This is a genomic window from uncultured Porphyromonas sp. (assembly GCF_938046015.1).
Classification (GTDB): domain Bacteria; phylum Bacteroidota; class Bacteroidia; order Bacteroidales; family Porphyromonadaceae; genus Porphyromonas.
On sequence record NZ_CALIXW010000013.1, the window covers coordinates 1 to 26,089 of the forward strand.

General features: G+C 60.3%; 20 protein-coding genes, 1 tRNA gene and 1 pseudogene. 2 read left to right on the forward strand and 20 right to left on the reverse strand.

From position 1 onward, the window contains the following. The 11 genes from secY to Q0248_RS01655 all read right to left on the reverse strand — a co-directional run. Positions 1–1,039: preprotein translocase subunit SecY (gene secY, locus Q0248_RS01605; protein ID WP_299318964.1), on the reverse strand; the 1,039-nt coding region annotated here is incomplete at its 3' end. 6 nt (positions 1,040–1,045) lie between these two features. Then, the gene (gene rplO, locus Q0248_RS01610; protein WP_299318967.1) at positions 1,046–1,492 is read right to left on the reverse strand and encodes a 50S ribosomal protein L15; all 447 of its coding nucleotides are present in this window, start codon (positions 1,490–1,492) and stop codon (positions 1,046–1,048) included. Between the two features lie 27 nt (positions 1,493–1,519). After that, positions 1,520–1,696, reverse strand: a complete 177-nt coding sequence (gene rpmD / locus Q0248_RS01615; RefSeq protein ID WP_299318970.1) for a 50S ribosomal protein L30 — start codon at positions 1,694–1,696, stop codon at positions 1,520–1,522. A 31-nt stretch (positions 1,697–1,727) separates the two neighbouring features. Continuing rightward, positions 1,728–2,249, reverse strand: coding sequence for a 30S ribosomal protein S5 (gene rpsE, locus Q0248_RS01620; RefSeq protein ID WP_211788524.1), 522 nt, complete (start codon positions 2,247–2,249; stop codon positions 1,728–1,730). Positions 2,250–2,263: 14 nt separating this feature from the next. Further along, on the reverse strand, positions 2,264–2,608 hold the full coding sequence (gene rplR, locus Q0248_RS01625; protein ID WP_211788525.1) for a 50S ribosomal protein L18: 345 nt from the start codon (positions 2,606–2,608) through the stop codon (positions 2,264–2,266). 25 nt (positions 2,609–2,633) lie between these two features. Continuing rightward, complete coding sequence (gene rplF / locus Q0248_RS01630; protein ID WP_299318973.1) at positions 2,634–3,185, reverse strand: 50S ribosomal protein L6; 552 nt, start codon at positions 3,183–3,185, stop codon at positions 2,634–2,636. Between the two features lie 21 nt (positions 3,186–3,206). Beyond that, positions 3,207–3,602 carry a 30S ribosomal protein S8 gene (rpsH, locus tag Q0248_RS01635; RefSeq protein WP_211788527.1) on the reverse strand — a complete coding sequence of 132 codons (396 nt, stop codon included), beginning with the start codon at positions 3,600–3,602 and terminating at the stop codon, positions 3,207–3,209. Positions 3,603–4,027: 425 nt separating this feature from the next. Beyond that, complete coding sequence (locus tag Q0248_RS01640) at positions 4,028–4,243, reverse strand: hypothetical protein (protein WP_299318975.1); 216 nt, start codon at positions 4,241–4,243, stop codon at positions 4,028–4,030. Positions 4,244–4,455: 212 nt separating this feature from the next. Continuing rightward, a tRNA-Ala gene (locus Q0248_RS01645) sits at positions 4,456–4,529 on the reverse strand. A gap of 395 nt (positions 4,530–4,924) precedes the next feature. Continuing rightward, positions 4,925–5,692, reverse strand: a complete 768-nt coding sequence (locus Q0248_RS01650; protein WP_299318977.1) for a DUF695 domain-containing protein — start codon at positions 5,690–5,692, stop codon at positions 4,925–4,927. A 344-nt stretch (positions 5,693–6,036) separates the two neighbouring features. Continuing rightward, positions 6,037–6,864, reverse strand: coding sequence for a class I SAM-dependent methyltransferase (locus tag Q0248_RS01655; protein WP_299318979.1), 828 nt, complete (start codon positions 6,862–6,864; stop codon positions 6,037–6,039). A 301-nt stretch (positions 6,865–7,165) separates the two neighbouring features. Between Q0248_RS01655 and Q0248_RS01660 the strand changes: the two genes are divergently transcribed. Next, a complete protein-coding gene (locus Q0248_RS01660) occupies positions 7,166–7,369 on the forward strand; it encodes a winged helix-turn-helix domain-containing protein (RefSeq protein ID WP_299318982.1) in 204 nt (67 codons plus the stop codon). Between the two features lie 662 nt (positions 7,370–8,031). Here Q0248_RS01660 and Q0248_RS01665 read toward each other — a convergent pair. The 4 genes from Q0248_RS01665 to Q0248_RS01680 all read right to left on the reverse strand — a co-directional run bounded on the left by Q0248_RS01665 (position 8,032) and on the right by Q0248_RS01680 (position 14,303). Next, entirely contained in the window at positions 8,032–10,209 is a 2,178-nt protein-coding gene (locus Q0248_RS01665; RefSeq protein ID WP_299318985.1) for a carboxypeptidase-like regulatory domain-containing protein, read from the reverse strand. 12 nt (positions 10,210–10,221) lie between these two features. Beyond that, on the reverse strand, positions 10,222–11,049 hold the full coding sequence (locus tag Q0248_RS01670) for a hypothetical protein (RefSeq protein WP_299318988.1): 828 nt from the start codon (positions 11,047–11,049) through the stop codon (positions 10,222–10,224). 270 nt (positions 11,050–11,319) lie between these two features. Further along, positions 11,320–13,701 (reverse strand): TonB-dependent receptor, encoded by a 2,382-nt coding sequence (locus Q0248_RS01675; protein WP_299318991.1) that lies wholly within the window; start codon positions 13,699–13,701, stop codon positions 11,320–11,322. 116 nt (positions 13,702–13,817) lie between these two features. Next, positions 13,818–14,303 (reverse strand): hypothetical protein, encoded by a 486-nt coding sequence (locus tag Q0248_RS01680; protein WP_299318993.1) that lies wholly within the window; start codon positions 14,301–14,303, stop codon positions 13,818–13,820. A gap of 449 nt (positions 14,304–14,752) precedes the next feature. On the opposite strand from Q0248_RS01680, the gene Q0248_RS01685 reads away from it, so the two are divergent. Beyond that, the gene (locus Q0248_RS01685; RefSeq protein WP_299318996.1) at positions 14,753–15,025 is read left to right on the forward strand and encodes a hypothetical protein; all 273 of its coding nucleotides are present in this window, start codon (positions 14,753–14,755) and stop codon (positions 15,023–15,025) included. Between the two features lie 1,349 nt (positions 15,026–16,374). On the opposite strand, the gene rpoC is transcribed toward Q0248_RS01685, so the two are convergent. From rpoC to Q0248_RS01710, 5 genes and pseudogenes are all read right to left on the reverse strand, one after another. Beyond that, positions 16,375–20,739, reverse strand: coding sequence for a DNA-directed RNA polymerase subunit beta' (gene rpoC, locus Q0248_RS01690; RefSeq protein ID WP_299318999.1), 4,365 nt, complete (start codon positions 20,737–20,739; stop codon positions 16,375–16,377). A 110-nt stretch (positions 20,740–20,849) separates the two neighbouring features. Then, positions 20,850–24,662: a DNA-directed RNA polymerase subunit beta gene (gene rpoB / locus Q0248_RS01695; protein WP_211788540.1), complete on the reverse strand. Its 3,813-nt coding sequence runs from the start codon at positions 24,660–24,662 to the stop codon at positions 20,850–20,852. Positions 24,663–24,782: 120 nt separating this feature from the next. Next, positions 24,783–25,151, reverse strand: a complete 369-nt coding sequence (gene rplL / locus Q0248_RS01700; RefSeq protein ID WP_211788541.1) for a 50S ribosomal protein L7/L12 — start codon at positions 25,149–25,151, stop codon at positions 24,783–24,785. Positions 25,152–25,199: 48 nt separating this feature from the next. Then, on the reverse strand, positions 25,200–25,706 hold the full coding sequence (gene rplJ, locus Q0248_RS01705) for a 50S ribosomal protein L10 (RefSeq protein ID WP_211788542.1): 507 nt from the start codon (positions 25,704–25,706) through the stop codon (positions 25,200–25,202). 17 nt (positions 25,707–25,723) lie between these two features. After that, positions 25,724–26,089 (reverse strand): annotated as a pseudogene (locus Q0248_RS01710) (50S ribosomal protein L1); the annotation flags it as partial.

A 26,089-nucleotide genomic window follows, 5' to 3' on the forward strand; every position in this document is an offset into this window, starting at 1 on the left:
ACCCGTTGTTACGCTTCAGGTCGTTAGCCATCTGCGTGGGGTTGATCGTGATCGCGGTGTAGAAGTAGGTAAAGAGCAGGATCAGGATCGCGAAGACGACATTGTACCATACGCCAGTATTGTCCGAGAATGCACGGACGAAGGCGCTGGGGCTGTCGCCCTGAGCGAAGGAGATCAGCGAGATCGGGAGCATCATGATCGTCTGCGCGAAGATGATCGGCATGACGTTGGCGGCATTGACCTTCAGTGGGATGTACTGACGGGCACCACCATACTGCTTATTGCCCACTACGCGCTTGGCATACTGGACAGGCACACGACGCGTCCCCTGCACCAGCAGGATAGCACCAGCCATCACCGCGAGGAGGAAGACGATCTCGAGGAGGAACCACACGATCCCCCCAGAGTGGAGGGAGGTACGTACGCCCCACTCCGTCAGCACGGCGGCTGGGAGGCGGGCGATGATCCCGACCATGATGATCAGGGATACCCCGTTGCCGAGGCCCTTATCCGTGATGCGCTCACCCAGCCAGAGGACGAACATACTACCGGCCGCCATGACGACGATCGCATAGATGTCGAACCACAGCCCGCTAGGCAGCGTACCCCCAGCGGCCTGCAGCTGCTTGCCTAGGTTCACTAGGTAGACTGAGCCCTGGAGGATCAGCAGGAGCACCGTTAGATAGCGTGTCCACTGGTCGATCTTGCGGCGACCACTCTCACCCTCCTGCTGTAGCTTCTGAATCGAAGGCACAACGATAGCTGCGAGCTGCATCACGATCGAAGCCGAGATATAAGGCATGATCCCCAGCGCAAAGATTGATGCGTTGGAGAAGGCCCCCCCGGAGAACATGTCCAGCAGCGCCATCAGCCCCTCGCGGGTCTGAGACTGGAGAGCTGTCAGGTGGTTCGGATCAATCCCTGGAATGACGATGTACGATCCCAGGCGATAGATCAGGACGAAAAACAAGGTGGTGAGGATCCGCTGACGCAGTTCCTCAACCTTCCATATGTTCTTCAGTGTCTCGATTAAGCGCATGAGCTACTAGAGTTTTACAGCGCTACCTCCCTGTGCGATGATAGCAGCCTCAGCTGCCTTGGAGAAGGCATTGGCCTCTACCTCGAGCTTTACGCTGAGCGTGCCGTTACCGAGGATCTTCACGAGGTCATTCTTGCCGACGAGGCCAGCCTCTACGAGCTCGGTCTTGGAGATACGGCTCAGCCCCTTAGCTTCGGCCAGGGCCTGCAGCGTAGCGAGGTTGACAGGCGCGTATTCTACACGGTTGATGTTCTTGAAGCCGAACTTAGGCAGGCGACGCTGGATAGGCATCTGGCCACCCTCGAAGCCGATCTTCTTGGAGTAGCCCGAGCGGCTCTTAGCACCCTTATGACCACGCGTAGAGGTACCCCCGAGACCAGAACCTGGACCACGACCGATGCGCTTACGCGTCTTTACAGAGCCCGCGGCGGGCTTCAAACTTGACAAATCCATCTTTGCTTTCTGTCTTTTATAGGGTGATTACTCTACGATGCGGACGAGGTGCTTTACCTTCTCGACCATACCACGGATCTGTGGCGTGTCGTTGTGCTCAACGACCTGGTTGAGCTTCTTAAGCCCGAGGGCCTGGAGCGTGAGCTTCTGGTCCTTGGGGCTCTTGATCTTGCTGCGTACTTGCTGGATCTTTATCTGTGCCATTGTACTAATTCTGTCTTGTGGTGAGCACTTACTAGCCCTTGAATACCTTCTCTACAGAGATACCACGATGGCGAGCGACGGTCAGCGGCGAGCGCATCTCCGTCAGTGCCTGGATCGTAGCCTTGACGAGGTTGTGAGGATTGGACGAGCCCTTGCTCTTAGCCAGGACGTCCGTCACACCGACGCTCTCGAGGACGGCGCGCATAGCACCCCCAGCCTTAACCCCCGTACCGGCAGAAGCGGGCTTGAGGAAGACGCGAGCGCCACCGAAGGAAGCAGTCTGCTCGTGAGGGATCGTGCCCTTGTGCAGGGGGATGGAGACGAGGTTCTTGCGAGCAGCGTCGTTACCCTTCTGGATAGCAGCGCTCACTTCGCCTGCCTTACCCAGGCCGAAGCCGATGCGGCCCTCACCGTCACCTACGACGACGATAGCAGCGAAGGTGAAGGTGCGGCCCCCCTTGGTGACCTTGGTCACGCGGTTGATCGCCACCAGGCGGTCTACGAGCTTATCCTTCTGCTCGGTCTCTCTATTCTTAGTGCGATTATCTGACATTGCGATAGACAGTATTAAAAGTTAAGCCCTGCAGCACGTGCTGCTTCTGCTAGCTCCTTCACGCGACCGTGGTAGAGGTAGCCGTTACGATCGAATACTACGGTGGACACCCCAGCAGCCTGAGCAGCCTTAGCTACCTCAGTACCTACGAGGGCGGCGATCTCCTTCTTCGTGCCCTGAGCATCGAGCTTGAGCGAAGAGGCGCTAGCAAGCGTTACCCCTGCTACGTCATCGATCACCTGAGCATAGATCTGCTTATTGCTTCGGAATACCGTCAGGCGAGGACGCTCTGCCGTACCGCTGATCTTGGCACGTACACGCGTCTTGATCTTCTTTCTTCTAGTTTCTTTCTGTGGCATGATTGCTTATACGTGTTTTAGCGGTTTACTTACCTGCGCTCTTACCCGACTTGCGACGGACGACTTCGCCCTCGAAGCGGATACCCTTACCCTTGTAAGGCTCAGGCATGCGGAAGGAGCGGATCTTGGAGCACACCTGACCGAGCAGCTGCTTGTCTGCGCTGGAGAGGATGATCAGAGGGTTCTTGTTACGCTCCGACTTCGTCTCTACGGTGATTTCCTTAGGCAGCTGGAGGAAGATGTTGTGCGTGAAGCCCAGCGAGAGCTCGAGGAGCTGACCCTGGTTGGATGCACGATAACCGACACCTACGAGCTCGAGCGTCTTAGAGAAGCCTTCGCTGACGCCTACCACCATGTTGTGGATCAGGGCACGATAGAGACCGTGCAGCGAGCGCTCTTGGCGCTCGTCGCTCTGACGGCTGACGACGACCTGACCTTCTTCTACCGCTACTGCGATACGAGCGTCTACAGCCTGGCTGAGTTCGCCCTTAGCCCCCTTGACAGTGACTACACCATCCTTTACCGTGACGGTCACACCTGCGGGGATGCTCACTGGGAGCTTACCTATTCTTGACATAGTTTGCTTAGCCTCCTTGCTTTAGTAGATGTAACATAGTACCTCACCGCCCACCTTGAGCTGCGAAGCTTCCTTGTCGGTCATGACACCCTTCGAAGTAGAGAGGATAGCGATACCGAGACCATTGAGTACGCGGGGCATCTCACGATAGCCGACATACTTACGGAGACCTGGGCGAGAGACGCGCTTCAGAGCCTTCAGGGCATTGATCTTGCCGCTGCGGTCATACTTGAGCGCCACCTTGATGCTGCCCTGGGGACCATCCTCGACGAACTTGAAGTTCAGGATGTAGCCCTTGTCGAAAAGGATCTTCGTGATCTCTTTCTTTAGATTAGACGCGGGGATCTCGACCACACGGTGACCGGCCTTCACTGCATTACGCAGGCGCGTCAGGTAATCTGCAATAGGATCTGTCATTCAGATTGAGAATTAAATTGATCCGGACTGTCCGGACAATATTTAAACATGATTACTTGCTTGCCTTTCCCTGCCACCGACCCTCACCCGAGGATACATGTGCGCATGAAAAAGCACACAAAAGTACAAACAATTATCGAGATACGCAACTACCACAGACAGACGGCAATCATATCAACTCGGCGCAATACGGAGACCAAGCTCCCAAGCCCCCTCCCCTAGCCTCAAAATACCCCTCAGAGAACACCCACAGCACCCTCTCCAGCCGCAAAAAGCATCCTCTAGGCCGCCCATCGCGATGACGGGCGACCTAGAGGAGGGCCAAAAGAACGATCGGCTGGCGATCTCGAGGACCACCAGCCGATCATTAGGGGGCTACGCTGCAGCACTCATCGTGCCGCGGCGCGCAGTCTTGCAGGCTTAGCTTACTTGACTACAGCTTCTACAGCAGCCTTAGCGGAGTCCATAGCAGCGACAGCCGTAGAGTCAACTACTGCCTTAGCAGAGTCAACAGCTGCTACAACTTCCGTAGCAACGCTGTCCATAGCCGTGCTGTCCATAGCGTTAGCTTCGCTGTTACCACCGCAAGAAGCAAGGGTAGCTGCAAGAGCTACGAATGCGAAAGCGAAAAACTTCTTCATCTTCGTTTCTGTTAAATTGGTTATTAATTTGAATTCATCTTGAATAACACAGCAAATATACTGCAAGTTTCTGATCCAGCAAGCGCTAGGACCGAGTCCCCTCGCAGCAGCCGACCTCAGAGCGCTTCTCCAAGGCAGCTTAAACTGCTCCTCACAAAGAGTTTTTAGCTGTGCTATGCAGAGAGGGCGGCACATGACCACCCCCTCTGCGGTGGAGTATAGCGGACTCGAACCGCTCACCTCGACACTGCCAGTGTCGCGCTCTAGCCAGATGAGCTAATACCCCGTATATATAAGCTGTATGGGGCGATCCCCCGTGCCTTTTTCGCTGCAAAGATAAGCATTATTTTATTTACTCGTATCTCGCAGCAAAAAAACTCAGTGCTCGCAGCCCACCGCGCGCCAGCTGGGCGCCGTCGCTAGGCTCCGCGGCTAGCCCAGGGGCCTACCGCTCCCACGCCTCCCCTTCCTCGCCTTACGATCCCGCACATACACGCCTAGCCTCATGGCAAGCCACGTAAGTCCGAAGTAAAAGAGTAGCGCAAACATTACAGCTCATAGCCTAGCAGCCATCACAGCCTAACATAGATCGTCCACCACATATCAATCCAAATGCTCCTCCCGAGGTTAGGGGAAGGTCGTAATAGGTCACGACGGCCTAGCCGATGAGGGCGGGCAGCCTCATGCCTCAGCCTTACCGCAGCCCCAGCCATCATAGCAGCCACCGAACTCCTCGGCTACATCGAGCAAGAGCCAGGTAACTGGATGGATATCCTCGGGGGCGTCTCGGCGAGCGACTCCGACCTGATAGGGCAATTCGTCCTCCGAGTCGAGGACATTGGCCTTGAATACCTCGAAGCCCTCGGCGGCCACCCTGTCGAGGAACTGCTCCGCCGACTCCTTGGAGCTGAAGTAGGCCCAGTGCTCCACGTAGCGCACCTTGCTCACATCGTCGCCCTCGCTGATGAGAGCTCGCAGCACCTTACTATTGGCAATCTCCTGCAGGGAATACTTATCGGGATAGAGTAGGTCCAGATAGCACTCCCACGGCGCGTCTTCGTCTACCCACAGCTGGCTCTTGTAGTCGGGAAACTTCTCGGCCAAGGCCTTTACCAAGGCCTCTTCGATCCCTTCCGCGCTCTTGGCATAGAGGAAGAAATTTACTCTGTTGTCCCGCTTCATGACCCCTGCGTAGATGACATCAAGCGTCTCCATGCACTCATACAGGGCATCCTCCACCTCCCAAAGCGTTGGGTTCTCGTCCTCCGTAGGGAGTCCACGCTCCGTAGGCGTACGATAGTAGACGGCAAACTGAATCCGCTGGGCGTACTCCTCGACGGGGGCAAGCTCGCGCAGAGCCAGGTTGGTACGGATCACCGCAGGCTTGTCATCGACCTCTTGCATATAGAGGCCCCAATTCTGTTCTAGCTCCTTAATGTCAATTCCCATGTTAGCTTCCTCCTTCTTGATTACGTTTAGACTTGATCGCAGCCCCTGAAGCATGGAGGCACAGGGACAAATATAGGCATAAGCCTCAAACTATCCCAAGGGCGTATAAGACAAGACCTTAATTCCCCAGTCCACCCATGCTACTGCCCCCGTCCAGCACGCAGCCCAGCGCTTCGGCCTAGCCCCCGAGTCTCGCCCCAGCTGCGGAGGAGCGCGGCTGAGGGCTATCAGTCAGCTCGCTGAGGGACGTCCATAAAGCAGGTGAGGGCTATCAGTCACGATGCTGACTGATAGCCCTCACGGAGCTCACGCAAGGCTAGCGCCACGCGCCGCCCTTGGTCCCGCTAGAGCGTGAAGGTGAAGATCTGCGTGCTGTAGCGTGAGGGCTTATGCAGCTTCATCAGCTTCGCCGGCCACCACACCTCGGCCATCAGATCCATGACGGCCACCTTACGGTCGAAGTGCGCCCTAGGCACGAGCGCCACGATATCGGCCTCGGAGTCGATGCCGCCCGTGAAGCGCGCCTCCATCTTCCCCAGCGTGTCGTGCATCTTCGTACGCCCCGCCCAGAAGCTGCTCAGCGCGTCGAAGACGACGACGCAGCGACCCGCGAAGTACGTCTCGAGGAGCTGCAGCACGCGCTGGATCTGCTCCCGCGTGAGGTAGGCAAAGACGCCCTCGATGGCCACAAGCACCCAGCAGTGCTCCCCCACCTCGGCTGCCAGCTGCTCCACCCAGCCCGCCTCCAGGAGGTCACAGCCTAGCGCCCGCTCCTCATCCCCGAGGAGCCCACGCCGCAGCGCGATGACCTCGGGGAAGTCTACCGCGTAGTGCGCCGCGCCAAAGGTCTTCGCCGCGATCCGCTGCTCCCGCGTGTCGAGCCCGCAGCCCGCATTGACAAGAACGAAGTCCCGCCCCTCGGCCTCTAGCTGCTGAGCATAGCGCACCAGCTCCGCATCTATATAGCGCGCCCGCTGCAGGCAGCCGTAGTAGCTGGGGCTACGCCGCGGGGCGAACTTCTCCCTATCGTAGCTCACGCGGCGGTAGAGCTCCTCGGCACGGCGATCCCCGAGGATGGGCCGCCGATCGGCAGCATCAATGGCCCGCATCGCCAGCGGGATGATGAGGGTCTCCTGGACGGCACCCAGCCCCTCGATCTTGATCTCTTTCATAGTGGTATCTATAGGTAGCGCTCCCTTGATGGAGCTCAGCTACAAAGCTAGCCCAAGCCTTCGCCTCGAGCAATACCTAGTCGAGGGGATAAGGCATCCCGCTGCTACATATATATACTGAGGGGTACGGCGGCAGGCTACCCATAGCCGAGCGCACCGAGGGAGCAGGCGGGGCGGGCATTTGGAGATTAGGCCGAGAGTATCTACCTTTACCCCAACACAAGGGGGAGGCTTCGCCCTAAGGCACCTCCCGCGCACGAGGAACAAGCATTCAATACTCACTTCCTAAATAGTACGACCTATGATAGAACTAATCGGGACAAACGCAGGCCTCGTCTGGCAGGCCCTAGACAAGCTAGGCAAGATGGATACCAAGGCACTCAAGAAGGCTACCAAGCTGCGCACGGACAAGGAACTCTATGCTGCCCTCGGCTGGCTCGCCAAGGAAGGCAAGCTAAAGTTCGACCAGTCGGGTGACGAGCTGGTCGTAGAGCTCGTCTACTAGCCTCAGCTCCGCAGAGCCTCGCTGCCGCCGTCCCCCGTGACCGCTGCAGCCCCAAACAAAGTACCGCCCCCACCCACGGCAGCAGCCGTAGGTGGGGGCGGTATCCTTTTTGCTTCCCCTCCTGCCGATCGGGCCTCACGTGGCCTGCCTCCCGAGGGAACAGACGCAGCTAGCTTGCCCGCCGTGCTTCGTCCCTACTAAGCGGGCCTCGGCAGAGGATATTCCTCTCTACGCTGAGCAACGTCAGCGAAGGGCAAGCAGGGCTATATGCGAGAGATGACCATACTTGCATACTTGCGCACGCCCGACTCACAGACGTAGCCGTAGGCAGACTGCTCCTCGAGGAGCCTTTGAAGAGAGGCTAGATACTCCATAGATACTTATTGATTAGACTTGATCGCTAGTCCTGCCTAGGGCAGGAGGCCTCACTTATCCTCCCTGCAGTGCGGGTGCACCACGCGCTCCGAGTCCTCCAGCTCGCCCTCTAGCTTGCCACACTGGACTCACGGCACCGAAGGGGAAGGCCTACGCTACAAACGCAGCGCTCCGCCCTACACAAAGATAGCATACTGCTAGCTGTGCGGGCGGAGCAAGGGGAAAAGGAGCTACGAAAGGCGAAGGAGGGAAGGCACGGCGTGAGGCGAAGCCCCTCGCAGGGAGCGCTAGTGCCACTGCAGCATCGCCCCGAGGTAAAGGGCGCGGCGCTGGAGGTAGAGGGGATGGGTGCTGCTGTAGTCGGGGGAGAAGTAGCGCTCACGGACGTTGGCAGTGTCGAGCAGATTGCTCAGCGAAGCATAGAGCGTCAGCATCGAGCGTCCGAGGGACATATAGCGGAAGACCTGCAGGTCGAGGCGCTGATAGTCCGCCCCACGCTCCCAGCTTAGCCCGCACGGCACATAGATACCCGGGGCGAGCTGCTCGGCACCGCTGACCTTGGCCAGATAGGGCCCCCTATGGGCTAGGTAGGCGAGGCTCGCGGTGAAGTAGCGCGGGTGACTCCACTGCAGGTGCAGCTTGGCGAAGTAGCCCCACTCCTGCCGTGTCACTTGCTCCGCCACGAGCGGCGCGCGCTGTCGCCTCAGCGCCGAGAGCGCCAGCCCGTAGCTCCAGCGCGGGCTCAGCATATCCTCCCAGCTGTACTCCAGCCCCCAGCTGGGCAGCTCGCGGCGCTCCCGCTGCCCTAGAGCACCGAGCCTCCAGGAGCTGTCGTAGGGCACATCCTCCTGCCTTAGGTAGACCGAGACCTTCATCTGACGCGCCCCGTGGCGATAGGCGTAGTCGAGGTTGAGCCCCTGCGCTGCGCACAGCAGCCCCTCTGTAGCGTAGAGGGCGGGCGGCACATAGGCGCGATAGACGCCTGCCCCGAGGAGCAGCCGATGACCCAGTGCGGGCTGCAGCTGCAGCATCCCTTGGTAGCTAAGGAAAGGCGCATCCTCCCCACCCATAGGGCGCACGTAGCGCAGCCCTAGCGATAGATCCAGCAGCCCGCCCAGCAGCGGGCGATAGGCATAGAGGTAGGCGTCGAGCGAACCGTAGTGTCCGCGCCCTGCAGCGTCGCGGGCAGGAGCACCCGGGGCGAAGCCGCCTGGGTAGCGAGGCAGCTGTCCAGAGAGCGCGTAATAATGCCCGTCCCAGGCAAGACCACCCTCCAGCTCCATTCCCCAGGCCTGTAGCTTGTGCTCGAGGCTTAGGTAGGCGTGCTCGGCACGCTGCTGGAGGTCGAGAAGCCCCAGGCTAAGGCTAGGGCGCTTGCGGTCGTAGCCGAGGTTGAGGGTCGTCACCCCGAGGCGCTCGGAGCTGTGGCGGAGGTTGAGGACAGAGAAGAAGCGCCGACTGCGCGTGCGTATCTCGCCGGCATAGTTCATCGTCCCCGTCACCCCGCGAAAGGCGTCCACAAGGCCATAGCTATAGAGCTGGAGGGCGAGGCGCGGAGCCAGCTGCAGCCTGAGGTTCATCCCGAGGTCGAGGGAGGAGAAGTGCCGCAGCTCGGGGTAGGACTCAGGGGCGAGCGCCGTCAGGAGGTCGGAGCGCTGGGCATTGCCGTAGAGCTGAACGAAGCTCCGAGGTGAACCAAGGCGCTGGGAGCGCACTACGCTCACCCCGGCCATCCCCAGCGAGAGGGCGGTGCTGCTGGCCTCGAGCCGCTGGCGCGAACGGACGTCCACCAGCCCCGAGAGTGCCTTGCCCGCCGTGATCGGCGGGTTGCTCGCGTAGACCCACTGCTGGTCCAGCAGCGCAGGGTGGAAGAGGCTGAAGAAGCCCTGATTGCTCAGCCCGCTGTAGCGCACGGGGCTCTCGATGGGCACCTTGTTGATCGTGACGAGGCTGTAGGCAGCGGGGCTGCCGCGGAACTCGGGGTTGGCCTGCTCGGTGGCGGCCGTGGAGCTCGCCAGTGCCGTCACGGCCTTGAGCGGGTCGGCCTGCGCCAGCGGGTTGAGGTAGACGTCCAGCTCCGTCATCCGCTCGCCAGCGAAGCGGTGCGCTATGGGGGCACGTGCGAGGATCTCTACCTCCGCCAGCGCTACCGCCCGCTCCCTCAGCTGCACCACCAGCGAGTCCAGCCGCGGCTGCCGCGTCAGGGGGAGGCGCTGCGGCTGGTAGAGGCTGTGGCTGATGAGGAGCGTGTCGCCACGCCCCAGCCCCTCGAGGCGAAACTCTCCCTCGAGGCCACTAGACACACGGCGCGTGCTGTCGCCCAGGCGCTGGATCCGTGCCCCGAGGATGGGCTGCCCCTCGCGGTCGCGGACGTAGCCCGAGACGCTGAGCCCCTGTCCCGAGGCGGAGAAGACCCCGAGGAGCAGCCCGCATAGCGCCCCGAGGAAGAGGCGTAGACGGCGCATAGACATCGGAGGCTAGGGCTTCGTGCTCGCGGCTGCGGCCTCGATCCGTCCCTTCAGCTGCTGCAGCATGGGGCTGGCGGGGAACTCCCCGAGGGCCTTGGTGCAGAGTGCTTCCGCCTCGTCCCGCGCACCCGTGTCGAGGTAGAGACGAATGAGGTACTCGTAGGCCTCATCGCGTCCCCAGCTCGGGAGGTAGTCGGAGGGCGTCTGCTGGGCAGGTAGCTCGAGGGCCTTGGTCAGATACTCCTTGACCTTGGTCTTGCCCCCGAAGGCGACGGGGGTGAAGTAGTTGTTGACCCCAGCCACGACGTAGGCGCGGGGATTCTGCGGGTCAAGGGCGATGGCCTGGGCGGCGTGCTCGGCCATACTCATGGCCAGCTGGGGCGTCTTGCTGCCCGCGTAGCTCGTGGCTAGGCCCTCGAGGCGCGCCAGCAGGGCGTACTCCTCCGATCCCTTGTGCCCGTAGCCCTCAAGGAGCTTGATGCCCTCGCCGACAGCCTCGGCGGCGCGCTCATGCTGCTGGTGCTGGCTGTAGTAGAGCGTCTGGAAGAAGCGGAGGTAGGCCTGCCAGTAGGTATGGAGCTGCTCGAGGCTGCGGTTGCCCGTGGGGCGCTCTGCGGCGAAGAGCTGCAGGAGGGCAGGCAGTGCCTCGGCCTTGCCGGCACGCATATCGCTGGCGAAGGCCTGCTGCACGCGCTGCTGCATGCCCGCGAGCTGGAGCTTGGTGGCGGCCGTCTGCTGTACACTGGGGGAGGGGCTCTGGGGGTGAGGCTGCGGGGCGGCGGCCTCAAGGCCGAGGCTGCCCAAGAGCAAGAGGAGGCTAAGTAGTGTAGGACGCATAGTAGTAAGTATTTAGTAAGGAGCGGCAGCGGGCACGCGCTGAGTCGACGTCCTCGCCGCGTGCTGTCGTAGGAACTCTCTAGAGGCAAAGGTACATAATTCTCCCGCCCCTTCGTCGCCTAAGCCTCGGGGTACACAAGTCCGCCCACCCCAGCCCCTTAGCCCCAGCCCTAGCCCCTCGCCTCAGGCTATAAAAAGGCCGTGGCGCACGTCTCCTCGGGGGAGACGCACGCCACGGATACTGGAGCCCTTGGCACGGGCGCCGAGCGGTCAGAACTTAGCGATCAGGCCGAGGGTCGGGAGGACGAGGCGGCTGTAGTAGTCGAGCTGGCGCAGCTGCTGACGGCTCGGGTCGGTGGGATGAGCCAGCACACGCCCCGAGGGGTCGAGGTTGGTATAGACAGGCGCGTTGACCGTAGCGCTCAGGTAGGCGTTCTGTACATCCACGTAGAGGTTGAGCATCCAGCGCTTGAAGTAGAACTCCTTATCCAGGCGCAGGTCGAGCTGATGCTTGTCGGGGAGCCTGAGCGTATTGAAGCGCGCGTAGTCGGGATAGGCGCGGTGCGTCAGCGCCCAAGCGGCGCGATCCGTCGAGCGCTCCATATCCACGGGCGTGTAAGGTGCGCCACCGATGTAGCGCCAGCGTGCCGAGAGGTACCAGCTCTTGCCGAGGCGATAGCTCAGCAGGAGGTTGAGCATCTGCTGCGTATCCCAGGAGGAGGGGCGGTAGACCCCTGCCCTATCGGTGAACTCACTCCTGAAGAGCGTGTAGGTCGCCGTGGCCGAGAGCTGCCGCCAGGGTGAGAGGCGCGCCACGAGCTCGAGGCCATAGGCGCGACCCAGCCCCGTCGACTCCACGGCCTCATCTCCCACCTGACCGTACTCCGTCCCCTTGCTGGCCAGACTCACGCCCTCCAGCTCGGAGATGGGATAGCCGCTGTAGGCCTTGTAGAAGCCCTCGGCCGAGAAGCGCAGGTAGTCCCCGGGGTGATACTCCGCCCCTAGCACGGCCTGATGGGAGATGATGTAGCCGAGGCGCTCCTGATTGGGGTAGCTGCCGTCCGAGGCGCGATAGCCCATCAGCGTATAGGAGGGGCGCATGGCGTAGCGGCCGAGGTTGGCATTCAGGTCAATATCCTCCGTCAGGGCGAAGGAGAGGGAGAGGCGGGGCGAGAGCTGCGGCAGGGGATTGCTCATGCGCGCATTGAGCGTATTGCCCACGAGGTTGAGGCCGAGGGCGACCTTGAGCCTACGATCCAGGTACTCGTCCGAGGCCTGGGCGAAGGCCGTGTAGTCAAAGAGCCTCGCCTCAGCACTGGTCGAGCGCGGGACGAAGCGTCCCGCCTCGAGCGTGAGGCGCTCGGCCTCGTTGCTGTAGCTGGCGTAGCGGAGGCCTGCGCCTAGGCTGAGCTTGAAGGGCAGGGAGGTGTAGACGCGCTCGTAGCGGAGCTTATTCTCCGTCTCGTCGGACTGGTACTCGGAGAGCTTGCCCGCGGCAGGATCGTTGTCCTGGTACTTGACCCCGCGGTTGCGGAGCATATTGCGGCTCAGCGTCCAGCTGTCGACATGGCCGCGGGCGTAGCGCTTGTAGACCGCCCCGACGGTATAGTTCCACTGCCGGTACTCGGGGAGGTAGCCGAGGATATAGCGCTGCACCTCGGTGCCCGTAGTCTGCAGCTGGGTATTGAGGCTCATATTGTCGAGCGCCCCGATGCCGATGAGGGTGAGCTCGTGCTGCGCGCCAAGGCGGCACTTGTACTTGAGCTGGAAGTCATTATAGGTCGGCAGGAAGGGCAGCTTGATGGCCTTGAAGAGCCACTGCAGGTAGGACTGGCGCACCGAGGCGATGAAGGAGGCCTTCGACCCCAGTGGCCCCTCGACGGTCAGGGCGGCGTCGGAGGCGCCCACTGAGGCCTTGAGGTGCATGCGGTCGGCATCCCCATCGCGCTGCTTGATCTCCATGACGGAGCTCAGCGCACCAGGGCGGTTGGCAGGGAAGGCACCGCTATAGAAATTGATCTCACGCACGAAGTCGGGGTTGATCATCCCCACGACGCCGCCCGAGGCGCCCTGCGTGGCGAAGTGATTGATCACGGGGATCTCGATGCCGTCGAGGTAGAAGACATTCTCCGACGGCCCCCCGCCGCGCACGATCAGGTCATTACGGTTGGGATCCGTAGCCCCGACCCCGGGGAGGGTCTGCACCAGCTTGGAGACGTCGCGATTGGCCCCCGCGCTCTTCTCGATCTGCTTGAGGCCGAGGGTCTGCAGCGAGAGGGGGCTCTCGGCGCGCTTGAGGAAGACCTTCGGGCGGACGAGCACCTCCTTGAGGCTAGTGGCCTCTTCGCTCAGGGCGATGTCGATGAAGCTGGTCTGGTTGCCCAGTACCTGCAGCTCCTCCGAGAGGGTCGTCTCGTAGCCGACCATACGCACGAGCAGGCGGACGAAGCCCGGCTTGACGTCCGTGAGGACGAAGCGCCCCTGGACGTCTGTCCTTGCCCCAGCATCCGCGCCGCGTACCTGCACCGTGGCGAACTCTAGGGGCTCATTGGTCTTCGCGCTATAGACGCGCCCCTTGATCGTCCCTTGCTGTGCCAGGAGCGAGCTCACAGAGAGCAGAAGCAGCAGCAGGCTGTAACATAAGTGCCTCATAGAATGGGGCTAAACCATTAAGTACCAATAAATCGAAGCGGGACACCCTTGCGGGCATCCTAGGAAGGCGCCTCGGGAAGGCGCGCAAGGCCCTGAAGCTCGTCCCCGCTCGGGCGCTAAGGCCGCTCGACCAGCCGCACGGGCGCGAGGTAGTCGCGCGAGACGATGACGGCGGCGAAGGGACGCATCTGGGCGCCCTTGAGGTCCGCACCACGTACGACGCGGTAGCTCAGGACGAGCTCACCAGGCGTACGCTGCTGCAGGGAGAGGGGGATGACCTCGGTGGAGACGCCTGTGGCAGGCAGGACGATGGGGATGACGAACTCGCGCGACCAGTCGATCGGTGTCGGGCGGGCGCTCATCGTCGTGGTCCTGCCCATATACTGCTCCTGCTCCTCGGCGCTGAGGAGCGTCGCGGGGAGGCTATCGGCGGCGGCGAAGTAATGCTCGGCCAGGCGGAAGGGGACGCGGTCCTCCATGAGGGTCGTGTCCGAGAGCAGGGCCACGCTGTCGCGGTCGTTGGTGCTCGACTGCTCGCCCGTGCAGGCGGCGAGGAGGCCTAGGCTAAGGAGCCCAAAGGCTAGGTGCTGGATCTTATTCATCTGTCTGCGGGATAAGTACACATGTACACTCCACAAATGTAGCTCTTTTATCCCAGCTCCATCCGCCAGCGCTCGGGGGTGCGCTCCGACGAAGGTCTAAGCAAGCTCCAAGCTAAGTGTGCGCGAGCTGCGAGCCGTGTCGGACGGAGCAAAGTAATATAATATTCGGCAGAATCTTATATAATATTTCGCCAGAAGTTATATAAGAATCGGCCGAAAGTAATATAACTTTTGCCCCAATATTATATTACTTTTCCCAGCCCCAGCCTCGTCGCAGCTCCGCCCGCCGCTTTGGGGTGCTCGCCAAGGGTCTCATTCCAGCGCGCCGAACTGCCGCTCTAGGGAGCATGCCGAGCCTACTAAGGCCTGTCCTAAGTCACCCAAGGAGCTCAGCGCTAGCCTACTTCGGGAGAATGACTACCTTTGGAGTGAGAAAATACTACTTAGCCATGCAGTCCTCAACCCAGCGTCCCCCCGCCTACCTTCCCGTCGTCTTCGGCTCCCTCGTACTGGGCGCTATGGTCTATCTCGGATGGATGGCAGAGCATAGCCTCCTACACTCGCTGAGCCTTGGCCTCGGCACCGTCGGCTCCATAGCGCTCTACCGCCGTGTCGCTAGGCGCTACGGCTATAGCGAGGTGTGGAAGTTCTGGGCGATCCTCACGACCTTCCTCGCGATGGGACTCGCCGCCTTCCTCTCAGGCGTCGTCTTCCACAGCTAAGCTCCCCCACCCCGCGCCGCCAGAGGCCTCCCCCACTCCATCCCTTCCCCCATTCCCCATAGACAGACGGCGGAGCGGAGCAGCGATGTATGCTGCTCCGCTACGCCGTCTCGGCGCTCTATAGCCTAGGCACAAGGGCAGGAGCCCCCTGCAGAATACCCCGCAACATCAGGAAAAGTCCTCCCCTCTGCAGTACAGCAACTGCTCGAAGGGTCGCCCCTGTAGGGCTCTACTCTAGTTGCTCTAGCCTACCCAGGGTTTGGTCGCCCTTGCAGGGCTACACACCCTGGGCTCTGAAAAGGATCGCCCCTATAGGGGCTCAACCCTGCAGGCCGCGACTCCTGGCACACCCTTGGAAGCGCATACTATAGCGCCTTGGGAGGAACTGCGCTACCTTGAGGAGCGTGCACCCACGTACCCGTGGGTACCCAGATCGCAGCACTTTTGGAGGGAATACCACTATCTCGTGAGAGGGACCGAAGCTCCTTGGGCGGGCACATACCACGTACACTTGGAAGCGCATACTGTAGCACCTTGGGAGGAAATACTGCAGTGCCCGTGGATGGAAGCGCAATACCTTGGGGGCGGATGCGAGGCTCGTGGCCCCTTGTGCTGGAGATTGTATTCTTTGCTCTGCTGGCTACGACTGGGCGAGTAAGCCCCTATAGGGGCGGCCCTCCAAAGCCCAGGGTGCGTAGCCCTGCAAGGGCGACCAAACCCTGGGTAGGCCATAAGAACTAAGAGAAAGAGCCCTACAGGGGCGACCCCTCCAAAGCTCAGGGTGCGTAGCCCTGCAAGGGCGACCAAACCCTGGGTAGGCCATAAGAACTAAGAGAAAGAGTCCTACAGGGGCGACCCCTCCAAAGCCCAGGGTGCGTAGCCCTGCAAGGGCGACCAAACCCTGGGTAGGTCATAAGAATTAAGAGAAAGAGCCCTACAGGGGCGACCCCTCCAAAGCCCAGGGTGCGTAGCCCTGCAAGGGCGACCAAACCCTGGGGAGCAGAGCGAATAAGAACCAAGAGCCCTACAGGGGCGACCCCTCCAAAGCCCAGGGTGTGTACCCCTGCAAGGGCGACCAAACCCTGGGGAGCAGAGCGAATAAGAACCAAGAGCCCTACAGGGGCGACCCTCCAAACGCTTGAGAAGCTGCAGGCGATCGCTGCTCCCCCCTAAGCGACAGCACGAGGGAAGCTCCCTCATCCTTAGCACAGATGAGGCACCAGGCAAGGGAGAGCAGCAGCCCCAGCTGCGGCGAGAGCCTGCCGCTAGGAAACAAAAGCGCCCGAGCGGCTGCCTTCCCCACTCGGGGAGGACAGCCGCTCGGGCGTTCTTGGCTAATGGTGCGGAGCTTACTCGGCCTTGGCTAGGACGGCATCCTCAGCGGCGTCGTCGAAGGAGGCGGAGGCAGCCAGCGCCAGCTGGTGCTCGCTCTCGGGCATGACCACGAGGCGCTTGTACTCGCGCAGACCCGTACCTGCGGGGATGAGGTGACCGCAGATGACGTTCTCCTTGAGCCCCTCGAGGGTGTCGACCTTACCGTTGATGGCGGCGTCGTTGAGCACCTTGGTCGTCTCCTGGAAGGAAGCGGCGGACATGAAGCTCTTGGTCTGCAGCGCGGCGCGCGTGATCCCCTGAAGGATCTGACGAGCCGTAGCGGGCTTAGCCTCACGTACCTCGACGAGGCGGAGGTCACGGCGCTTGAGCTGGCTGTTCTCATCACGCAGACGGCGCAGGGTGACGATCTGACCAGGCTGGAGCGTCTCGCTGTCGCCAGCGTCGACGACTACGACCTTGCCCCAGAGGCGGTCGTTCTCCTCCATCACCTCGAGCTTGTCAGCGATCTGCTGCTCGAGGAAGAGCGTATCCCCTGGATCGAGGACCTCGACCTTGCGCATCATCTGGCGGACGATGACCTCGAAGTGCTTATCGTTGATCTTCACGCCCTGCAGACGGTAGACGTCCTGTACCTCATTGACGATGTACTCCTGGACGGCCGTCGGGCCCTTGATCTCGAGGATGTCGGTAGGCGTGATGGCTCCATCGGAGAGGGGCATACCAGCGTAGACCGAGTCACCCTCCTGGACAAGGAGCTGCTTGGAGGTAGGTACGAGGTACTTACGCTCAGCGCCCAGCTTGGTGGTGACGATGACCTCACGATTACCACGCTTGAGGCTCTTGCCGAAGGAGATGACGCCATCAACCTCAGCGACCACTGCGGGGTTGGAGGGGTTGCGTGCCTCGAAGAGCTCGGTGACACGGGGCAGACCCCCAGTGATGTCACCCGCCTTGCTGGCGGAGCGGGGGATCTTCGCCAGCGTCTCCCCGACGTGTACCTCAGCGCGGTTCTCCTGCACGAGGTGAGCACCCACAGGGAGGTTGTAGCTCTTGACGATGTTGCCCGCGGCGTCCTCGATGTGGATGCCTGGGATGACGTTACGGTCCTTGGACTCGGTGATGATGAGGTCACGTACGCCCGTAGCTTCGTCGACGTCCACACGATAGGTCGAGCCCTCGATGAGGTTGTCGAAGATGACGCGCCCTGGCACTTCGGTGATGATGAGGGCGTTGAAGGGGTCGAACTCGAAGAGGACTTCGCCCTTCTTGACCTCCTGCCCTTCGCTGAAGAAGAGCTTAGCACCGTAGGGCACCTTGACGGAGCGCAGCACCATCTTGGTATTCTTGTCCAGCAGCTTGAGCTCGGTCATGCGGCTGACGACGATGTCGTAGCCGGGCTGGCCTGCCTCATGGCTGCCCTCGACGACACGCAGGTCATCGAAGGAGACGATCCCGTCGTACTTGGCGGCGACATTATTGCGCGTAGCGACGTTGGAGGCAACCCCCCCGACGTGGAAGGTACGGAGCGTGAGCTGTGTACCAGGCTCCCCGATGGACTGAGCGGCGATGACCCCGACGACCTCACCCTTCTGTACGAGGATGTTGGTGGCCAGGTTACGACCGTAGCACTTAGCGCAGACGCCCTTCTTGGACTCACAGGTGAGCACGGAGCGGATCTCGACCTGCTCGATGGGCGAGGCCTGGATGCGCTCGGCGGCAGCCTCACGGATCTCCTCACCAGCACGGACGAGGACTTCGCCCGTCGAGGGGTGGATGATGTCGTGGACGGACACACGGCCCAGGATACGCTCGTAGAGGGTAGCTACGACCTCGTCGTCGTTGTCGGGCTTGGTGAGTTCGGTAGCCACGAGGCCACGCAGCGTACCGCAGTCCTCCTCGGTGACGATGACGTCCTGCGAGACGTCGACGAGACGACGCGTCAGGTACCCAGCGTCCGCCGTCTTGAGGGCGGTATCGGCAAGACCCTTACGGGCACCGTGGGTAGAGATGAAGTACTCGAGCACGGAGAGCCCTTCCTTGAAGTTGGAGAGGATGGGGTTCTCAATGATCTGCCCGCCCTCGCTACCGCTCTTCTGAGGCTTAGCCATCAGACCACGGATACCGGAGAGCTGACGGATCTGTTCCTTCGAACCACGAGCACCAGAGTCCATCATCATGTAGACAGAGTTGAAGCCCTGGTTGTCCTCACGCAGGTGCTTCATCAGGATATTGGTCAGCTCGCTATTGACATGCGTCCAGGTGTCGATGATCTGGTTGTAGCGCTCGGTGTTAGTGATGAACCCGCCGCTATAGTTGCCCATGATCTCCTCGACATCCTCATAGCCCTTGGCGATGAGCTCGGCCTTCTCCTCAGGGATGATGACGTCACCGAGGTTGAAGGACAGACCGCCCTTGAAGGCCATGTAGTACCCGAGGTTCTTGATGTCGTCGAGGAACTGTGCCGTCGTGGCTACCCCGCAGATCTTGATGACGCGGCCGATGATGTCGCGCAGCGACTTCTTACCGAGGACCTCATTGACGAAGCCTACCTCCTGGGGTACGTACTCATTGACGAGCAGGCGACCCATAGAGGTCTCGACCATGTGGCGGACGGGCGCGCCATCCTGGACATCGTCGACGTAGACCTTGATCGGAGCGTGGAGATCGATCTTGCCCTCATTGTAGGCGATCGTAGCCTCCTCTACGCCGTAGAAGGTGTAGCCGTCGCCCTTAGCACCGGGGCGCAGCTTGGTGATATAGTAGAGCCCGAGCACCATGTCCTGCGAGGGGACGGTGATGGGGGCGCCGTTGGCAGGGTTGAGGATATTGTGCGAGGCGAGCATCAGCATCTGTGCCTCGAGGATAGCCTCATTGCCGAGGGGGAGGTGGACAGCCATCTGGTCACCGTCGAAGTCGGCGTTGAAGGCCGTACAGGACAGTGGGTGCAGCTGAATCGCCTTACCCTCGATCATCTTGGGCTGGAAGGCCTGGATACCGAGGCGGTGCAGGGTAGGAGCACGGTTGAGCAGCACGGGGTGGCCCTTCATGACGTGCTCGAGGATGTCCCACACGACGGGATCCTTGCGGTCGACGATCTTCTTAGCGCTCTTGACCGTCTTGACGATGCCGCGCTCGATGAGCTTGCGGATGACGAAGGGCTTGTAGAGCTCAGCGGCCATGTACTTAGGCAGACCGCACTCGTGCATCTTCAGCTCAGGGCCGACGACGATGACCGAACGGGCGGAGTAGTCAACACGCTTACCGAGGAGGTTCTGACGGAAGCGGCCCTGCTTCCCCTTGAGGCTATCGGAGAGCGACTTGAGGGGACGGTTGTTGTCCGAGCGTACGGCGCTGGACTTACGCGAGTTGTCGAAGAGGGAGTCTACCGCCTCCTGCAGCATACGCTTCTCGTTGCGCAGGATGACCTCGGGCGCCTTGATCTCGATCATGCGCTTGAGGCGGTTGTTACGGATGATCACACGACGGTAGAGGTCGTTGAGGTCAGAGGTGGCGAAGCGTCCCCCATCCAGCGGCACCAGTGGGCGCAGATCGGGTGGGATGACGGGCAGCACCTTCATGATCATCCACTCGGGGCGGTTGATATGCTTGGAGGCACGGAAGCTCTCGACGACCTGCAGGCGCTTCAGAGCCTCGTTCTTACGCTGCTGCGAGCCGTCGGTGCTGGCGCGGTGACGAAGCTCGTAGGAGAGCGAGTCGAGGTCGAGGCGCAGGAGCATATCGTAGATAGCCTCGGCACCGGTCTTACAGATGAACTTGTCGGGATCGCTGTCCTCGAGCTGGTCGTTGCCGGGGTATTCGGCATCCAGGTAGTCGAGGTACTGCTCGTACTGATCTTCGCTGAAGACGGGGTTGGGGTCCTTCTCCAGAGACTTAGCTGCAGACTCGTGCGTCAGCTCGTCGTTGATACGCGCAGCCAGCACCCCAGGCTGGATGAGGACGTAGCGCTCGTAGTAGATGATGGACTCGAGCTTCTTGGCCGACATGCCCAGGAGGTAAGCCATCTTGTTGGGCAGCGTACGGAAGTACCATACGTGGGCCACAGGCACCTCGAGCTTGATGTGCCCCATGCGCTCACGGCGTACCTTCTTCTCCGTGACCTCGACGCCGCAGCGGTCACAGACGATGCCACGATAGCGGATGCGCTTGTACTTACCGCAGTGGCACTCGAAGTCCTTGACGGGACCGAAGATGCGCTCGCAGAAGAGGCCGTCGCGCTCGGGCTTGTAGGTGCGGTAGTTGACGGTCTCCGGCTTGAGCACCTCACCGCTCGAGTTCTCCAAAATCTCCTCTGGGGAGGCCAGAGATATCCGAATCTGTGAGAAGTTACTCTTTATCTTATTGTCTTTCTTGAAAGCCATAATCGGGATGGAAAATAATCTGTAGACTCCTGCCTTTGCCCTCAGCCCCTAGCTGCTCCCCCACTCTAAGCGGGGTCAGCGGCTAGGGGCGTGGGCCTAAGGATTCGGATTTATTCGAGGGAGAAGCTGAGGCCAAGACCCTTGAGCTCGTTCAGCAGGACGTTGAGCGACTCGGGGATGCCTGGCGTAGGCATGGGATCCCCCTTGACGATCGCCTCATAGGCCTTGGAGCGTCCGTGGACATCGTCCGACTTGATGGTCAGGATCTCTTGGAGGATGTGCGAAGCACCGAAGGCCTCAAGAGCCCAGACCTCCATCTCCCCGAAGCGCTGACCACCATGCTGGGCCTTACCCCCGAGGGGCTGCTGCGTGATGAGCGAGTAGGGACCGATGGAGCGCGCGTGCATCTTGTCATCGACCATGTGCCCGAGCTTGAGGAAGTAGGTCACTCCAACGGTCGCGGGCTGGTCGAAGCGCTCACCCGTACCCCCGTCGTAGAGGTAGGTCTTACCGTTGCGAGGCAGGCCAGCCTTGTCCGTCCAGGCGTGCATATCGTCGAGCGAAGCACCGTCGAAGATAGGCGTAGCGAACTTGCAGTCCAGACGACGACCCGCCCAAGCCAGGACGGCCTCGAAGATCTGACCGAGGTTCATTCGCGAAGGCACCCCGAGCGGGTTGAGGCAGAGGTCGACAGGCGTACCATCCTCGAGGAAGGGCATATCCTCCTGGCGGACGACCTTGGAGACAATACCCTTATTCCCGTGGCGACCGGCCATCTTATCCCCGACCTGGATCTTACGCTTCTTGGCGATGTAGACCTTGGCCATCTGGATGATCCCAGAGGGGAGCTCGTCGCCCATCGTCTCGTCGAGCTTCTTGCGGCGAAGCTCGGAGTCGTACTCCTTAGACTTCTTGAGGTAGTTGGCGATGACCTCAGCGATGAGCTTGTCGGTATGCTCGTTGCCCGTCCAGCTCGAGACAAGGATCTCGTTGTAGTCGAGGCTCTCGAGCTCGGTGCGGGTGAACTTGGCCCCCTTGCGGATCTTCTCGATGCCGAGGAAGTCCTTGACGCTGTTCTTGCAGGTCTTGCCCGAGGTGAGCTTGTAGAGCTTGTCGATGAAGCTGTCTCGCAGCAGGCCCTGACGCTGCTCGCCCTTGGCGTCGAGCTGGGCGACGACCTCCTTGAGCTCGGCGCGGCTCTTCTTACCCGCCTTGGAGTAGAGCTTGGTGTCGATGACTACCCCGCGCAGCGAAGGCGTGGCCTTGAGCGAAGCATCCTTGACGTCACCTGCCTTGTCGCCGAAGATGGCGCGCAGCAGCTTCTCTTCGGGCGTAGGATCGGACTCACCCTTAGGTGTGATCTTACCGATGAGGATGTCCCCAGGGTTGACACGCGCCCCGACACGGATGATCCCGTTCTCATCGAGGTTGCGCGTAGCGTCCTCCCCGACATTGGGGATATCGCTGGTGAGCTCTTCCATCCCGCGCTTGGTCTCACGGACGTCGAGGCTGTACTCGTCGACGTGTACCGAGGTGAAGAAGTCCTCACGGACGAGGCGCTCGTTGAGCACGATAGCATCCTCGTAGTTGTAGCCCTTCCAAGGCATGTAGGCGACCTGTACGTTGCGGCCCAGCGCCAGCTCCCCAGCCTGGGTCGAATAGCCCTCGGTCAGGATATCGCCGTGCTCGACACGCTGCCCCTTGTGGCAGATGGGGCGCAGGTCGATCGTCGTGCTCTGGTTCGTCTTGCGGAACTTGGGCAGGTGGTAGGTCGTGATGGGATCCTCGAAGCTGACGAAGATCTCGTCCTCGCTGCGGTCGTAGCGGATCTTGATGCAGGTAGCGTCTACGTAGACGACTTCACCCGAGCGCTCGGCGACGACCTGTGTACGAGAGTCGCGTACCAGCTGTGCCTCGATACCCGTACCGACGATAGGGGCCTCGGGCCGGAGGAGGGGGACAGCCTGACGCATCATGTTCGATCCCATGAGGGCACGGTTGGCGTCGTCGTGCTCCAGGAAGGGGATGAGCGAGGCAGCAATAGAGGCGATCTGCGTAGGAGCTACGTCCATCAGCTGGACCTCCATGGGGTGTACGACGGGGAAGTCAGCCTCCTTACGCGACTTGACGGCGTCGCGGATGAAGCGGCCTTCGTCATCCAGCGGAGCATTCCCCTGAGCCACGATGAGGTCTTCCTCTTCCTCTGCGGTATAGTACTTCAGCGAGTCGTCGGAGAAGTCCACACGACCTTCCTCTACCTTGCGGTAGGGGGTGGTGATGAAGCCGAGGTTATTGATCTTGGCGTAGACGCAGAGCGAGGAGATCAGACCGATGTTTGGCCCTTCTGGCGTCTCGATAGGACAGAGACGGCCGTAGTGGGTATAGTGTACGTCACGGACCTCGAAGCCGGCACGCTCACGCGACAGACCACCAGGGCCAAGGGCCGAGAGGCGGCGCTTGTGCGTGATCTCGGCCAGCGGGTTCGTCTGGTCCATGAACTGCGACAGCGCGTTCGTCCCGAAGAAGGAGTTCACGACCGAGGACAGCGCCTTAGCGTTGATCAGGTCGGTGGGGACGAAGACCTCATTGTCGCGGACGTTCATACGCTCACGGACGGTGCGGGCCATACGTGCCAGGCCGACGCCGAACTGATTGTAGAGCTGCTCGCCCACGGTGCGCACACGGCGGTTGGAGAGATGGTCGATATCGTCGACGACCTCCTTGGAGTTCACCAGTGCGATGAGGTGCTTGATGATGGCTACGATATCCTCGTTGGTCAGGACGCGGATATCTGGATCGATCTCAAGGCCGAGCTTCTTATTAATGCGATAGCGGCCGACCTCACCGAGGTCATAGCGCTTGTCAGAGAAGAAGAGGCTCTTGAGGACCTCGCGTGCGCTCTCCTCGTCGGTAGGCTCCTGGTTGCGGAGCTGACGATAGATGTAGTAGAGGGCGTCGTGCTCGGAGTTACAGGGGTCCTTCTGCAGCGTGTTGAAGATGAGGCTGAAGTCTAGGGCGTCCTCAGCCTTATCCTTGTGCAGGAGGATAGTCTTATTGCTGGACTCGAGGATCAGCTCGATGTTGTCCTCCGTCAGGACGGCCTCACGGTCGACCAGCACGGTGACGCGCTCCAGTGAGACGACCTCACCCGTGTCCTCGTCACTGAGGTCATCGATGTAGGTCTTAGTGACACGGCCAGCCAGACGGCGGCCGATGCACTTCTCCAGCTGGGTGCGGCTGACCTTCACCTCCTCGGCTAGATCGAAGAGATCCAGAATATCCTTATCCGTCTCGATACCGATGGCACGAAGGAGCGTCGTCATAGGCAGCTTCTTCTTGCGATCGATATAGGCGTACATCACATTGTTGGTATCGGTGGCGAACTCGATCCAAGAGCCCTTGAAAGGAATGATACGTGCCGAGTAAAGTGGCGTACCATTGGTATGGATGCTCGAGCCGAAGAATACCCCTGGCGAGCGGTGGAGCTGAGAGACGACGACGCGCTCCGCACCATTGATGACGAAGGTCCCAGCATCCGTCATATAGGGGATGTAGCCCAGGAAGACATCCTGGACTGTCGTGTCAAAGTCCTCGTGGTCGGGATCCGTACAGGAGAGCTTGAGCTTTGCCTTGAGGGGCACACTATAGGTCAGCCCACGGCTAAAGCATTCCTCAATGGTGTACTTCGGAGGATCGACATAGTAGTCGAGGAATTCGAGGACGAAGTTATTGCGCGTATCGGCAATCGGGAAGTTCTCGTTGAAGACGCGGTAGAGTCCTTCGCTCTTACGCGACTCGGTAGCTGTGTCCAGCTGGAAGAAGTCGCGGAAGGACTTCAATTGGACCTCGAGGAAGTCTGGGAACTCCAGGGGGTTCTTGATCGAGGCGAAGTTGACTCTCCGTGATTGAGGATTAGCGGCCATCTATATATCTGAGTGATGTGATAGTACGGATTCGTTATTCTAAGACACGAAAAGGTTAAGACCCCCCTCGCAGGGGGTCTTAACCATAATCACCTGTAGGACAGGTGGTATAGCGTTAGCTTACTTCAGCTCTACTTCAGCGCCGGCTTCTTCGAGAGCCTTCTTCAGCGCTTCAGCCGTAGCCTTGTCTACACCCTCCTTGACAGGAGCGGGAGCAGCGTCTACGATGTCCTTAGCTTCCTTCAGACCGAGGCCGCACTGTTCCTTCACAGCCTTGACGACCTGAAGCTTAGCAGCACCTGCGCTCTTGAGGATCACATCGAAGGAAGACTTTTCTTCTTCCTGAGCGCCTTCAGCGGGGCCAGCAACCACTACAGCAGCTGCTGCGGGTTCGATTCCGTACTCATCCTTGAGGATAGCTGCGAGTTCGCTTACTTCCTTTACCGTCAGGTTTACTAGCTGTTCGGCAATTGCTTTGATATCTGCCATGTCGATTGATTATTTCGTTGTTGTTGATTCTTGTTACTGTATAGGGGCTTACTCAGCTGCAGCTTCCTCTGCCTTGTCCTTGTTCTCAAGCGCAGAGACCACGTTGCGGATAGGCGACTGGAGGAGCGCGACGACGTCGGCGATGAGCTCTTCCTTGCTCTTGATGGCGACGAGCTCAGCGAGCTGGTCAGCACCGTAGAAGCCAGTCTCAGCGTAGGCAGCCTTGAGGCGCAGCTTCGACTCTTCCTTCTTATCCTTAGCGAAGTCCTTGATGATCTTGGCGGGGGCGTTAGCTACCGTGGTGAACATGATAGCCGTGTTGCCCTTCAGCGCGCTGTAGAGGGTAGCGAAGTCCGTCTCAGCCTCAGAAAGCGCCTTGCGTAGGAGCGTGTTCTTAGCTACGACGAGCTTGATCCCACCCTTGTTGCAGGCACGACGGAGCAGAGCCGTCTTAGCTGCATCGAGACCTTCGATGTTGGTCAGGTAGAAGTGTGGATACTCGTTGAGGTAGCCCTTGAGCTGCTCTACTACAAGTCCTTTATTTTCCTTTCTCATGATTTCTTCCTTTGCTATTATTCTTCTATTGACTTAGGATCGATCTTGATACTCGGGCTCATAGTGCTAGAGAGGTAGATGCTCTTGACATAAGTCCCCTTAGCAGCTGTTGGCTTGAGACGAATGAGCGTAGAGATGATCTCATGAGCATTGTCGTAGATCTGTTCGGGAGAGAAGGAGACCTTACCGATTGAGGTATGCACGATACCCGTCTTATCTACCTTGAAGTCAATCTTACCTGACTTCACTTCCTTCACAGCTGCGGCAACGTCATTGGTCACTGTACCACTCTTTGGGTTAGGCATGAGACCACGAGGGCCGAGGACACGACCAAGAGCACCAATCTTACCCATGATAGCAGGCATCGTGATAATCACGTCTAT

What these genes read in the sequence shown, in the direction of transcription:
- rpoB (WP_211788540.1), bottom strand. Translation starts at nt 24,662, where the DNA reads ATGGCCGCTAATCCTCAATCACGGAGAGTCAACTTCGCCTCGATCAAG.
- rpmD (WP_299318970.1), bottom strand. Translation starts at nt 1,696, where the DNA reads ATGGCACAGATAAAGATCCAGCAAGTACGCAGCAAGATCAAGAGCCCC.
- rpoC (WP_299318999.1), bottom strand. Translation starts at nt 20,739, where the DNA reads ATGGCTTTCAAGAAAGACAATAAGATAAAGAGTAACTTCTCACAGATT.
- rpsH (WP_211788527.1), bottom strand. Translation starts at nt 3,602, where the DNA reads ATGACAGATCCTATTGCAGATTACCTGACGCGCCTGCGTAATGCAGTG.
- Q0248_RS01685 (WP_299318996.1), top strand. Translation starts at nt 14,753, where the DNA reads ATGCAGTCCTCAACCCAGCGTCCCCCCGCCTACCTTCCCGTCGTCTTC.
- Q0248_RS01660 (WP_299318982.1), top strand. Translation starts at nt 7,166, where the DNA reads ATGATAGAACTAATCGGGACAAACGCAGGCCTCGTCTGGCAGGCCCTA.
- Q0248_RS01655 (WP_299318979.1), bottom strand. Translation starts at nt 6,864, where the DNA reads ATGAAAGAGATCAAGATCGAGGGGCTGGGTGCCGTCCAGGAGACCCTC.
- Q0248_RS01640 (WP_299318975.1), bottom strand. Translation starts at nt 4,243, where the DNA reads ATGAAGAAGTTTTTCGCTTTCGCATTCGTAGCTCTTGCAGCTACCCTT.
- rplJ (WP_211788542.1), bottom strand. Translation starts at nt 25,706, where the DNA reads ATGAGAAAGGAAAATAAAGGACTTGTAGTAGAGCAGCTCAAGGGCTAC.
- rplO (WP_299318967.1), bottom strand. Translation starts at nt 1,492, where the DNA reads ATGGATTTGTCAAGTTTGAAGCCCGCCGCGGGCTCTGTAAAGACGCGT.
- Q0248_RS01670 (WP_299318988.1), bottom strand. Translation starts at nt 11,049, where the DNA reads ATGCGTCCTACACTACTTAGCCTCCTCTTGCTCTTGGGCAGCCTCGGC.
- rplL (WP_211788541.1), bottom strand. Translation starts at nt 25,151, where the DNA reads ATGGCAGATATCAAAGCAATTGCCGAACAGCTAGTAAACCTGACGGTA.
- Q0248_RS01665 (WP_299318985.1), bottom strand. Translation starts at nt 10,209, where the DNA reads ATGCGCCGTCTACGCCTCTTCCTCGGGGCGCTATGCGGGCTGCTCCTC.
- rpsE (WP_211788524.1), bottom strand. Translation starts at nt 2,249, where the DNA reads ATGTCAGATAATCGCACTAAGAATAGAGAGACCGAGCAGAAGGATAAG.
- Q0248_RS01680 (WP_299318993.1), bottom strand. Translation starts at nt 14,303, where the DNA reads ATGAATAAGATCCAGCACCTAGCCTTTGGGCTCCTTAGCCTAGGCCTC.
- Q0248_RS01675 (WP_299318991.1), bottom strand. Translation starts at nt 13,701, where the DNA reads ATGAGGCACTTATGTTACAGCCTGCTGCTGCTTCTGCTCTCTGTGAGC.
- rplF (WP_299318973.1), bottom strand. Translation starts at nt 3,185, where the DNA reads ATGTCAAGAATAGGTAAGCTCCCAGTGAGCATCCCCGCAGGTGTGACC.
- rplR (WP_211788525.1), bottom strand. Translation starts at nt 2,608, where the DNA reads ATGCCACAGAAAGAAACTAGAAGAAAGAAGATCAAGACGCGTGTACGT.
- Q0248_RS01650 (WP_299318977.1), bottom strand. Translation starts at nt 5,692, where the DNA reads ATGGGAATTGACATTAAGGAGCTAGAACAGAATTGGGGCCTCTATATG.